The organism is Vibrio sp. 10N.222.49.C12 (assembly GCF_041475025.1).
In the GTDB taxonomy this organism is placed as follows: domain Bacteria; phylum Pseudomonadota; class Gammaproteobacteria; order Enterobacterales; family Vibrionaceae; genus Vibrio; species Vibrio crassostreae_C.
In genome coordinates this window covers 18,298-31,349 of record NZ_JBFRVF010000073.1, presented here as the reverse complement: position 1 = coordinate 31,349, position 13,052 = coordinate 18,298, and the positions used below count along the sequence as shown (strand labels likewise).

General features: G+C 45.7%; 8 protein-coding genes. 3 read left to right on the top strand and 5 right to left on the bottom strand.

Annotated elements, in window-relative coordinates; all coding sequences use genetic code 11:
* Nucleotides 1-302: 302 nt before the first annotated feature.
* From AB4583_RS19075 to AB4583_RS19060, 4 genes are all read right to left on the bottom strand, one after another.
* Nucleotides 303-1,883, bottom strand: a complete 1,581-nt coding sequence (locus AB4583_RS19075) for an SIR2 family protein (RefSeq protein WP_372118811.1) — start codon at nt 1,881-1,883, stop codon at nt 303-305.
* Between the two features lie 487 nt (nt 1,884-2,370).
* Nucleotides 2,371-2,790 carry a substrate-binding domain-containing protein gene (locus AB4583_RS19070; RefSeq protein WP_372118808.1) on the bottom strand — a complete coding sequence of 140 codons (420 nt, stop codon included), beginning with the start codon at nt 2,788-2,790 and terminating at the stop codon, nt 2,371-2,373.
* Nucleotides 2,791-3,163: 373 nt separating this feature from the next.
* Nucleotides 3,164-5,224, bottom strand: a complete 2,061-nt coding sequence (locus AB4583_RS19065; RefSeq protein ID WP_372118805.1) for a prolyl oligopeptidase family protein — start codon at nt 5,222-5,224, stop codon at nt 3,164-3,166.
* Between the two features lie 11 nt (nt 5,225-5,235).
* On the bottom strand, nt 5,236-6,153 hold the full coding sequence (locus AB4583_RS19060; protein WP_017068571.1) for a LysR family transcriptional regulator: 918 nt from the start codon (nt 6,151-6,153) through the stop codon (nt 5,236-5,238).
* 234 nt (nt 6,154-6,387) lie between these two features.
* Between AB4583_RS19060 and AB4583_RS19055 the strand changes: the two genes are divergently transcribed.
* The 3 genes from AB4583_RS19055 (at nt 6,388) to AB4583_RS19045 (ending at nt 12,558) form a co-directional block, all read left to right on the top strand.
* The gene (locus AB4583_RS19055) at nt 6,388-8,082 is read left to right on the top strand and encodes an L-lactate permease (protein WP_372118801.1); all 1,695 of its coding nucleotides are present in this window, start codon (nt 6,388-6,390) and stop codon (nt 8,080-8,082) included.
* 321 nt (nt 8,083-8,403) lie between these two features.
* Entirely contained in the window at nt 8,404-9,543 is a 1,140-nt protein-coding gene (gene lldD / locus AB4583_RS19050) for an FMN-dependent L-lactate dehydrogenase LldD (RefSeq protein WP_010432610.1), read from the top strand.
* 159 nt (nt 9,544-9,702) lie between these two features.
* Entirely contained in the window at nt 9,703-12,558 is a 2,856-nt protein-coding gene (locus AB4583_RS19045; RefSeq protein WP_372118798.1) for an FAD-binding and (Fe-S)-binding domain-containing protein, read from the top strand.
* 121 nt (nt 12,559-12,679) lie between these two features.
* On the opposite strand, the gene AB4583_RS19040 is transcribed toward AB4583_RS19045, so the two are convergent.
* On the bottom strand, nt 12,680-12,922 hold the full coding sequence (locus AB4583_RS19040) for a hypothetical protein (protein ID WP_372098109.1): 243 nt from the start codon (nt 12,920-12,922) through the stop codon (nt 12,680-12,682).
* Between the last annotated feature and the right edge of the window lie 130 nt (nt 12,923-13,052).

Here is a 13,052-nt window from a genome sequence, read left to right as displayed (position 1 = left end):
TCTACCCTGCCAGATAGGGTATGTCTCTCACCCGGTAGGTGAAGATTGATTGATAGAAGACCGTTTTCAGTATCCTATAGTGTACTGGATTTAGTCCATTCTCACTACGGTTTGCTTGTCATTTTCCATGAGTGTAGTGGATCATCAAATTTGGCCTCCTTTTTGGAGGTTTTGCTATTAGCGCTGCTAAGGTAAATCATTCAAAGGACCTACGAACTAGTAGCTAGTTTCACTCATCCCCGACAAGTCGAAATCTAAAAATTTCGTGGCAGCTCATACTCCTTTAATGCACTTTTAGCTTATTAATATCGATTACTATTTTTAATCAAGTCATACAGACAAACCACTTTACAAAACCCACTAGATAGTGAAGTTGCAAGTGCTTCATCAATGTGCTTTTTTAGTATTTTCAATAAGTCGTCCGAGTCACGTTTGAGCAACCCGACGTCCATAAATGGCACCATTCTTATAAATAAACTGAAGTCTTCTCTATAAAGCTCATTTACCCCTACTCTTACCGCTGCTATGCTCTCGGCTCTACGCGCCTCTCCACCCGCAGATCTAAATGCATCTTCACCAACATCAAACCTTCCAAGCACTCCCTCTGGAAGCTTTACCCCATCAGTCAGCGTGCCATCACCATTTATTTTGTTCGCCAACCTTAAGAATCTAAAGATAGGCACACGAGCATTACCTTTACATAGATTTGGAAGCACATTAGAGACAACTTCATCAGATGGGTAATTATCATTTTCAAAAACAACTTCTCTGATCAAATCTAATCGGTCTAAGCCAATCAAACCTCTTGAAGCCATAACCGATTCTGACTTTTTAACCATTGAAATAGCACCATACCCAACAACAAACTCGGTTGAGACACTGTCATCTTCAATTGTTTCAGAATCACGCACGTATAGCTTTCCTTTAGGATCATCAGTGAGAACCAATTCATACAGTTCATCTTTAATCGTCCTAAATAAATGTGCAGGTATCCGCTTCTTTGTCTCTGCTAATACTTCTAATATTTCGACATAGTTAGGTGCTTGTACATATTTCACAGGAATTTTTTTATGGATAACAGAATCACTAACAGATGAGACTTCTAGGTCGGGTTTCCACTCCACAAAAAGCAACTTATTTTTTAAAAAATCAAGACCAGAATTAGGGAAGCAGCTAACAATGTCTTCCAATATTTCGGCTATATGTTCATCTGTTAATGAGTACCCTAGAAAAATCACGGGACGCTCAATAAACATAGTCAGTAATTTAGATGACAAGTATGGATTTTTCTTACGGTACTTATCATAGTCGGACTCGGTAAGAACGAGAGAATTAGGTTCTGTACAACAACCATGAATTTTATATATTTCAGCGATACCATGGCTACGGCCAGTAATCAGTCCGTCTTGCCCAATAAATGGAGTGAACTTAGGGAACTGCTGTTCCAAAAAAACATCCCAATTAGTAGTGATGATGCCATCTATATTGGCCTTTCGGAGGAGATCAACTTCTCGTAACAACTCTTGATCGTTAGTCAAGCTATCGTGTGCTCGACTAATATACTGAGATATAGACACCTTCAAAGGCGATTGCTCGTCAATGAGTAGGTTGCTCTGGTGCTCAATCACATCTTTCGCTTCTTCGGTATCCCACCACTTATCAGAATATGTCGAGGCTAGAATTTGAGCATATTTAGTTAGATCTCCGTTGGATTGAGCTCTAAGCCTGACATGTTGTTCCCCCAACTTTTCAGAGAACTGCTTTAATAGCCCCTCCCAACAATTCACCCCTAAATATCGTCGTGAAACACCAGAACCAACGAATAAGATTGGTGATGCATCAAACTGTTGAAAATGCTCTTCTAATTGCTTCTTAAAACTCATAGTGTTACCTCACAGACATATGCAGCCAGAGTAGCATAGGAACTAAACTGTAATAAACATATGAGTATCAGTTCTAACGACAACGAGAACAATATAGCGTTGTTAAATAACTAAGCACTTGGAGCTTCCGCATTTAAGTCGAGTTAACAGTTCACCCATCTTTTCCATCATAAGACGTAACCACTTAACATCTGTTTTGAGTGTAATACCTACATCTACACTACTAGCTATAATGGGTAGGCCTTACCTTTTGCATCTCATTACTTTTTGTATATCAAGGTAGCCTGAAAATTTTTCTTCGAACTCGAGACGTAACCCATTTTGGGGCAAAAGTGTTTTAGCTTACCTGCCCCGTATTGAACAATATGAACGCGCAAATATAAGCGGTGAGATCGATAGCTTTACTCAGCGGTATTCCTGCACCATGGTTCGCATTGACATCAGTACGAATCATCACAGGCGCACCACCTTGATGCTTGTCTTGAAATTAACGATACAAAGATTTGGTCGACTCTCTCACAATTAAATCAATCTGAGGCAACCTTGCTTCATGTCGCTCGCCAGATAACAAGTTCAAGATCGACTGAGCACACACTTCACCAATCTCTTCAATTGGCTGCCTTAATGTTGTTAACGCGGGTGTGAAATACTTCGACGTTGGTAAGTCATCAAACCCAATCAATGACACATCTTCTGGCACTTTATAACCGTGATCGTGTAGCGCCTTAATCGCCCCGTAAGCGGTTTGGTCGTTAGCAGTAAACAAGGCGGAGAAGTGAACCCTAGATTCCAACTCTTGGATTCGTTGCTCGAGAGCAGCAAGATCCGTTTCTGCAGCAAAAGAAGAGAGTGAAGCAAGCGAGGCCGCCACTGCGACTGTTATTGGCAAAAGCTTAAATTTTTGCATTGTAATTCCCTATTATTTTTTTGAGTTTTCATCGAACAGGGAAATATTAAGCAATGAAAGCGTTGAAAAGTTGGTCGCTGTTCACACTGATAAATTAGGTCGAGAGCCATGAAACTTTTAGAAAAGTCATACCCAAAACTATTAATTTAATATCAGAAACTTAGGAAAGGAAACGCGTGAAATATCAGCTTGAAATCGCTTTCATTTCATCAATAATGGCGGGGTCTATCACGGAAAAGTGTATGTAAAAATGAAGGAAATATGGTGCAGTTTTGATAAGTTTTCATATATATGAAAAGCCTCAAAATCTAAGGTCGATTTTGAGGCTTTTTAGTCTGAGTCAAACACCCAATTATCTAGAATCAAGCATTATCTAAAACGAATCTAGAGATTCAACGCCCATATTAAACAGCGTAAACGCATAAATATCGGCAGTGAGATCGATCGCTTTACTCAGTGGCATTCCGGCGCCATGGCCCGCATTTACGTCGATACGTATCATCACAGGCGCACTACCTTCATGCTTATCTTGTAGCTCTGCAATGAACTTATAAGAGTGTGCGGGCACCACGCGGTCATCATGATCCGCGGTCGTGACCAAAGTTGCTGGGTAGTCGACACCGCGCACAACGTTATGAACCGGAGAGTAACCAAGCAGGTATTCGAACATCTCTTTGTTTTGCGCGGAGGTACCATAGTCGTACGCCCAACCTTCGCCAGACGTAAAGGTATGGTAACGCAACATATCTAGCACCCCAACAGCAGGCAGAGCCACTTGGAAAAGCTCCGGCCTCTGTGTCATACACGTACCCACCAGCAAGCCTCCGTTAGAGCCGCCACGAATCGCCAACTTGTCACTACTAGTATAGTTCTCGGCGATTAAGAACTCTGCTGCAGCGATAAAGTCATCAAACACATTCTGCTTTTGCTGCTGAGTACCCGCTTTATGCCACGCCTTACCGTACTCACCGCCGCCTCTCAGGTTGGGAACTGCGTACACGCCACCTAATTCCAACCAACTGCCCACCGTCCCCGAGAAAGAAGGCGTTAGGCTGACATTAAAGCCGCCATAGGCGTACAACATGGTTGGGTTATTACCGTCCAGTTTTAGTCCCTTCTTATAAGAGATAAGCATCGGAACCTGAGTGCCATCTTTTGAGGTATAAAAGACCTGTTTAGACTCAAACTTATCCGATTCAAACGGTGACTCAGAGCGCTGATAAACTTCTGAACTGCCCGACTCAATATCAAAAGAGAAAATGGTTGGCGGCGTAACATAGTTGGTAAAGGTGTAATAAAGCTGAGTTTGCTCTTTCTTACCACCTAAGCCACTGGCCGTTCCCAACCCAGGTAAATGGATTTCACGAACTAGGTTGCCTTGGTAATCCAGCTGCTCAATTTTCGACACCACATCCACCATGTAGTGGGCAAACAAGTATCCGCCGCCAGTACTGATGTCTAATGGCTGTGGCTTTTCTGAGATGATATCTCGCCACTGCTCAGTGCCGCTATCAAAGCTCACAACCTTGCCGTTCGGCGCATTAAGATTGGTGTACAGAATGAAGTTCTCACCTTGGTTATCGATGAGATACGTATCGCTATCCACATGATCAATCAGTGTGTTCAAAGACTGCTCTGATGATTTTAAATCGATATAGAACAGTCGATTACCTGATGTCGACTCCTTGCCGAGGATGATCAAGTATCGATCGTCTTCGGTGGTGTAACCGGATACATAGCGATGCTGCTCATCGTTGCTTTCGCCAAAGATCACCTTGTCGCTAGCTTGATCTGTGCCCAACTCATGGAAGTACAGCTTGTGTTGTTCTGTACGAGCAGAAAGTTCACTACCGTCAGGCTTATCGTAACTGGAGTAGTAAAAACCGCGATTGCCTAACCAAGAAATACCGGTAAATTTAGCGTCAGTGATTTCGGCTTCAAGCTGCTGTTTAGTCTCGGTATCAATCACGAAGATCTTACGCCAGTCGCTACCACCTTCAGAGATGCTGTATGCCACTAAGCTGTAATCTTTCGAGAACGAAACTGAGCCCAATGATGTGGTGCCGTCTTCCGAGAAGGTATTCGGATCTAGGAAGACTTCAACCTGTTGCCCCTCTTTCTGACGATAGAGAATACTGTGGTTCTGCAGACCATCATTCTTATAGAAATAGGTATAATCACCTCGCACAAACGGCTGCGAGCTCTTTTTGTAGTCTTGTGCTTTTGCCAGTCGCTCTCTCAGTTCCGCGCGATACGGGATTTGAGCGAGGTAATCAAACGTGATTGCGTTTTGACTCGCCACCCACTTCGCGGTCTCGTCACTTCTGTCGTCTTCTAGCCAACGATATGGGTCTTCGATTATCTGACCAAAGTAGTCATCGCTGACGATCTGTTTATTGGTGATTGGATATGGATACTCTTTTAAATAGCTCATCGTGATCCTTATTAAAAATAGTGAGAAATCGTCAAGTAGCGCGTTCTGATATGTTCAATCAATAACTTAATCTTGTTTGGTGGCTGGCGAGTAAAAGGGTACACCGCATAAATTCCCAACTTTTTGCCTACCAAATCAGGGAAGATATCCACCAGCTGACCATTGCGAATGTCGTGATAAACCAGACAACGTGGTACGTACGCCACACCATGCCCACCCAGCGCCGCTTTTCTTAACGCGGTCGCATTGTCAGTCGAAAAAGAGCCCGCAACACGCACGATATATTTGTCATTGTCGGTACAGCCATCTTTACTATGCAGAAACTGCCATTCGCTAGCACCCGTTGTTTGATAGGCGTATTGCAAGCAATTGTGCTGCACTAAATCTTTAGGCAGCATCGGCTTACCGTTCTTAGCAATATAAGACGGCGAAGCGCACACCACCCATTGTGAATCCAATATATGACGAGCAATGAGGCTTGAATCTTCCAAGTAGCCGGTTCGAATCACCAAATCGAGACCATCCTCAACCAAGTCGACAAAGCGATTATTCAGAGACATATCGACCGTTAAACCTGGGTGCATATTACAAAACTCGGCCACAGCGTCTGCGAGAATCAAATCTCCGGAGATAGTAGGCACTGACATTTTGATATGACCACTGACATTTTCACCAAAGCCTGAAACTGCGTCCATAGCCTCTTGAGCTGCCTGCTTCACATTTTTGGCCCCGTGTAACATTGCCTTGCCCGCCTCAGTCAAGGTCAATTTACGCGTGGTTCGATATAATAATTGCACGCCAATCTCTTCCTCTAAACGCGCAATTCTTTTACTAACTACCGAATTTGTAAGGTTATTTTGCTCTGCCACCTTACTGAAGCTGCCTAGTTCTACCACCTGTGAAAACAGGATCAAATCGTCTGCTCGCATCTGATTATGCCAATTTTGGAATTAATTATTTTCATTATTTCCCTATATCAATAAAAAATAAAGGGGTAAATTCACGCCAAATTAACAAAACAATTACAAAAACAGTCATTCCAATTACAAGATTCGCCTAAAGAAGGTTCCCGTTTAGAGGCCAAAGCGATTCAAATAATGACAAACCATAACGTGATCTTTACTTCAAACATGAACGTTTGAAAACAGTACGAGGAAGTACCCATGAGTGAAACTCTACTAGCCCTATTGGCATTTTCACCAATAGTTGTTGCAGCGATTCTGCTGGTTGGCCTTAACTGGCCTGCAAAAAAAGCGATGCCTGTGGCATTTGCCTTAACCGTTGCTATCGCCCTACTTGCTTGGGACATGTCTGGCACTCGCGTGCTGGCTTCTGTATTCCAAGGCTTCGGCATTACAGTGTCGGTTCTCTGGATTGTGTTCGGCGCCATCTTCTTATTAAACACTTTGAAACACACCGGAGCTATCACCACCATCCGCAACGGATTCACTGATATATCCGCTGACCGTCGTGTTCAAGCAATCATCATTGCTTGGTGTTTCGGTTCATTCATTGAGGGCGCATCTGGCTTCGGCACACCAGCTGCCATCGCTGCACCACTGCTGGTTGCTATCGGCTTCCCTGCGCTGGCTGCGGTACTGATGGGCATGATGATCCAATCTACGCCAGTATCATTCGGCGCGGTTGGTACACCTATCATCGTTGGTGTGAACAAAGGTTTAGATACGCACAACATCGGTGAAAGCCTGATTGCCAATGGTTCAACATGGGACGCTTACCTACAACAAATCACGTCAAGTGTTGCGATCATCCACGCCTGTGTTGGTGTGATGATTCCTGTATTGATGGCGATGATGCTGACTCGCTTCTTCGGTAAGAACAAAAGCTGGACTGAAGGTCTTGATATCCTGCCGTTCGCACTGTTCGCAGGTGCTGCTTTCACTATTCCTTACGCACTAACAGGTGTTTTCTTAGGTGCTGAGTTCCCATCACTGATTGGTGGTTTGGTTGGCCTTGCGATTGTTGTAACAGCAGCAAAACGCGGCTTCCTAGTACCTAAATCAAAATGGGATTTTGAGAGCGAAGACAAGTGGCCAGCAGAATGGTTAGGTTCTTTGAAAATCGACCTTGATGACAACAACCAAAGCCATAAGAAAATGAGCATGGCGATGGCATGGGCACCTTACGTGCTGCTCGCTGTCACTCTAGTTGCTAGCCGTGTGAGCCCTGAGTTCAAAGGCCTACTTAAGAGCGTTAGCCTTTCTTTCAGCAACATCCTTGGCGAGACAGGCGTAAGCACAGCGATTCAACCTCTGTACCTACCTGGCGGCATCTTGGTCTTCGTCGCACTGGTTGCTGTTCTAATGCAATCACGCAGCGCAGCACCATTGGCTAAAGCCTTTGGGGAATCGAGCAAAACACTGATTGGTGCCGGCTTTGTATTGGTGTTCACCATCCCAATGGTCCGTATCTTCATTAACTCAGGTGTGAACGGTTCTGATTTAGCGAGTATGCCAGTAACAACTGCTAACTTTGCAGCTGACCTAGTCGGCGGCGCATTCCCAGCGTTAAGTGCAACGATCGGTGCGTTAGGTGCTTTCATTGCAGGATCTAACACAGTTTCAAACATGATGTTCAGCCAGTTCCAATTCGAAGTAGCACAAACACTGTCGATCTCTAGTGCGGTGGTTGTCGCTCTACAAGCGGTGGGCGCAGCAGCAGGTAACATGATTGCGATTCACAACGTGGTCGCCGCATCGGCAACCGTAGGCTTACTAGGACGTGAAGGTGCAACATTACGTAAAACGATTATCCCAACGTTCTACTACTTGGTGATGACCGGAATCATTGGCCTAGTAGTTGTCTACGGTTTCAAAATGACAGACGCACTTATGTAAACCATAAGTCGTTACAAAAGCACTTGGCGTTAATACTCAATTCCCCGACTGCAACACCGTCTAATAAGACAGTTGATGAGTTTCGGAATGGATACTAAAACACATCAACACCCTCGGGTATTAACGCCATTTTATTGCTTCTCTGTTTCACTGTTTCACTGTTTATTTGCTTCATAGACTAGTTGCTTCACCAATTAGTTACTTCACCGGTTAATCGCTTCACCGTTTAAGAAAGAGCCAACACTTACTTTTCAAGAATTAAAGCAGCCCAAGCCAAGCTCTCATAGAAGGGCAACATCCCAAGAATTTAGGACTGAAATTATGATCATATCCGCATCGACTGATTACCGCGCCGCAGCAAAAGCGAAATTACCGCCGTTTCTTTTTCACTACATTGACGGCGGTTCTTACGGAGAACATACCCTACGCCGCAACACCGCCGATCTTGCAGAGATCGCGCTCAAGCAACGTGTCCTCAATGACATGTCAGATCTGAATTTGGAAACCGAGTTGTTCGGCGAAAAGCTGGCAATGCCAATCGCCTTAGCGCCAGTTGGCTTAACCGGTATGTACGCACGACGTGGCGAAGTACAAGCGGCTAAAGCGGCTGACAACAAGGGGATTCCTTTTACCATGTCTACCGTGTCGGTGTGCCCAATTGAAGAAGTCGCACCTAAGATCGAACGCCCAATGTGGTTTCAGCTTTACGTGCTAAAAGATCGTGGCTTCATGAAGAACGTATTGGAACGTGCAAAAGCGGCAGGCGTAACAACGCTGGTTTTCACGGTTGATATGCCTGTACCTGGCGCTCGCTACCGTGATATGCACTCAGGAATGAGTGGCCCAAATGCAGCAATACGTCGTGTATTCCAATCTATGCGTCATCCTAGCTGGGCAGTTGATGTTGGCCTACTTGGTAAACCGCACGACCTAGGCAACATCTCTACTTATCGTGGTTCTCCTACCAAGCTGGAAGACTACATCGGTTGGTTAGGTGATAACTTCGACCCGTCGATTTCATGGAAAGATCTAGAGTGGATTCGTGATTTCTGGGACGGTCCAATGGTCATCAAGGGCATTCTTGATGAAGAAGATGCAAAGGATGCGGTGAGATTTGGCGCAGACGGCATTGTGGTTTCAAACCACGGCGGCCGCCAGCTTGACGGTGTTCTATCAAGTGCTAAAGCACTGCCTGCAATTGCAGATGCAGTAAAAGGCGACACTAAGATTCTGGTCGACTCTGGCATTCGTACTGGCTTAGATGTAGTGCGCATGATGGCGATGGGCGCAGATTGCACCTTACTTGGCCGCTCATTCGTCTACGCGTTAGCGGCTCAAGGACAAGCAGGCGTTGAGAACCTACTCGACCTGTACGACAAAGAGATGCGCGTTGCGATGACTCTAACTGGCGCCAAGACAATCAAAGACTTAACCCGTGAATCTTTGGTGGGGCTAGATTAAGTCCGTTGATTCACTGTAATGCTTTGGTCTACTTAGACCGAAGTTCAATCGGTGTCACAGCAATTCCACTGCCGTTGTGACACCGTTTAAGCACTGGAAAATAAAATAAAAAAACAAAAAAGCAAATCAGTGCCAAATAAGAAGCACAAGGAAGCAAAGATGGAGACAAACACATCCCATGAGCGAGTAATCGACGCACAAGCTTATCAGCAGCTTGCAGCGATACTGGCTCAAAAAATAGAAACGGAACGCATTGTCACGCAAGAGGCAAAGCGATTGGCCTACGGCACCGATGCGAGTTTTTATCGCTTGGTGCCGAAAATGGTTCTAAGGCTTAAAAACTTAGACGAAGTGATATTCACCATTCAAAGCTGTCGCGAACTCGGCATTCACTTTACCTTCCGCGCCGCAGGCACCAGCCTGTCAGGACAAGCGGTTTCAGACTCGGTGCTCATCACCCTTACCGACGACTGGCGTGGTCATGAAATCGTCGACAACGGCAATCAGATTATCCTTCAACCGGGTGTGATTGGTGCTGATGCTAACAAATACCTCGCCCCTTTCCAACGTAAAATCGGCCCAGACCCAGCCTCTATCAACACCTGTAAAATTGGCGGTATTGCCGCGAACAACGCCAGCGGTATGTGTTGTGGTACTGCGCAAAACTCCTATCGCACCGTCGAGAGCATGAAAATCGTATTTAGTGATGGTTCCCTGCTTGATACGGCAGATAACGCCAGCGTTGAAGCTTTCAAGCAATCACACAAAACGTTGTTTGAAGGCATTATTGATTTACACAGACAGACTAGCTCAAATCAAGAACTGGCAGACAGAATCCGCCACAAGTACCGTCTTAAAAACACCACCGGCTACGCGCTCAATGCATTGGTCGATTACCACGACCCAATTGAGATCATAAAACACCTGATGATTGGCTCAGAAGGCACACTAGGCTTCATAGCCGAGATCACTTACAACACGGTGATTGAACACCCGAACAAAGCTTCAGCGCTATTGGTGTTTGCCGACATCGAGCAAGCAAGTAAAGCCGTAACTACATTATCCAAAACTCCGGTTGCAGCCGTTGAGTTGATGGACGGCAGGGCGCTACGTTCTGTCGCGGATAAACCGGGTATGCCTGCGTTTATGCCAAACCTAGATTTAGAAGCGGCGGCTATTTTGGTGGAATCACACGCCAGCTCCCAGCAGGACTTAGATTTACAATGTAAATCAATTTTGGATGCATTGACTGAATACACAATTGTTGAATCAGTCCCTTTCACGTCCGATCCGAAGACAGTCGCGACTCTGTGGGGCATCCGAAAAGGCATGTTCCCAGCAGTTGGGGCCGTTCGTGAAGTTGGCACAACCGTTATCATCGAAGACGTGGCTTTCCCTGTTGAAAACCTGGCTAACGGTATTCGAGAGCTGCAAGAGTTGTTCGATAAATACGACTACAGCGAAGCGATCATTTTCGGCCATGCACTCGAAGGCAACCTTCATTTTGTGTTTACCCAAGGCTTCGACAGCCAAGAAGAGATCGACCGTTACGGCGGTTTCATGGATGACGTTGCCGAGCTAGTTGCAGTGAAGTATCAAGGTTCACTGAAAGCGGAACACGGCACGGGCCGAAACATGGCACCTTATGTGGAATTGGAATGGGGCAAAGATGGCTATGCCTTGATGCAACAGATCAAAGCGCTGTTTGACCCAGAAAGGCTGCTCAACCCCGGCGTTATCATCAACGACAATCCAAATTCCCACATCACCGACCTAAAACCAATGCCTGCTGCCGACGACCTTGTTGACCGCTGTATTGAGTGTGGATTCTGTGAGCCTGTTTGCCCGTCTCGCACACTGACCTTGTCACCTCGCCAACGTATTGTGTTGTACCGAGAACTGCAACGCCGCCGAGAAGCAGGTGAAGAGATAGAAGCCAGTGAACTAGAGAAAACCTTCGAATACCAAGGCATTGATACCTGCGCGGCAACAGGCCTGTGTGCTGAGCGCTGTCCGGTAGGTATTAATACGGGTGACTTAGTGAAGAAGCTTCGTGTTGCCAAGTATGAGAAGTTCACACCAATCGCTAAGTGGACAGCGGATCATTTCTCGACCACCACTAAGCTGACCAAGGCTGGCCTCAAAACCAACCAAGTGGCGAGTAAGGTTCTGGGCGCCAACACGGTCGGCAAGCTTACCAATGGCCTACGCTCAGTGACCAAAGGCGCGACACCGATTTGGATGCCAGAGATGCCGCAATCCAACAATCACTCCCTCACGGCTTCACTAATGACAGCCGAAACATCGAACAACGCGAAGAAAGTGGTTTACCTCCCTTCGTGTGCCAGTCGAACCATGGGGCAACAAAGCGATGCGGGCGACCAACGTCCTCTTACTGAAGTGACCATGTCTTTGCTCAACAAGGCAGGATTCGAGGTAATTCTACCGAAGAAGCTAGATGACCAATGCTGTGGTATGCCTTACGACAGCAAAGGAATGACCGACTTAGCACAGTCGAAGGCTCAGCAGTTGGAAGAAGTGCTATGGCAAGCCAGTCGTCAGGGTGAATACCCAATATTGATGGATACCAGCCCATGTGCTAAACGCAGTATTGAACAGTTCACCAAGCCATTAGAGGTGTTAGAGCCAACAGGGTTTGTGAATCAATATTTGCTTGAACATCTGACGCTTGAGCCGCTACAAGAAACCGTGATGCTGCATGTCACGTGTAGCTCTCGTCGAATGGGCTTAGAAGGCGCGATGTTAAACCTTGCTAAGGCGTGTACCGAAGAGGTGATTGTTCCAGAGCATATTCAATGTTGTGGTTGGGCAGGTGACAAAGGCTTCACTACGCCAGAACTAAATGAAGCGGCAGTCCACCCACTCAAGGAACAAGTGCCGAGCAACTGCACTCGTGGCTTTAGTAACAGCCGAACCTGTGAGATCGGTTTATCACACCACAGTGGCATTCCGTATCAATCAATCTTGTACTTGGTGGACGAAGTGGCGCAGTAGATCCACTCATACTGCGAGCAACGTGCTCTAGCTTAAAACGAAAAATGGCAGCCCAATCAGGCTGCCATTTGTTTATTCGATTTAAAACGTATTACCGAGCTAGATATTGCTGAGCTAGCGGCTACTGAGCTAAGCGCACCAACTCTTCTGGCGAGTAGTGTTCTGCTTCTGCGCCTTTGGCGATTAAGTCGATCACTTGGAACTCGTTCATGTCACCAAACTCTTTGGTTAAGTAATCACGGAACGCTTTTTCGTTCGGCCATTTTCCTCGCACGATATAACCCTCTTCTTTGTCGAAGTCTTCCGTCTCAAAGAAAGAAAAATCGGTCATACCAATATTGTGGCAATACAAAACGAGATACATGTTGAATCCTTTACACTTAACTAGGGCCTGTTTAACTTTCGAGCCGATCAAAAAGCGTCTCTAAAAAGCAGGGCTAAGGTTACAACATAAATGCTAAATCGAATACCCAATCGGATCGTCAATTTAGAAA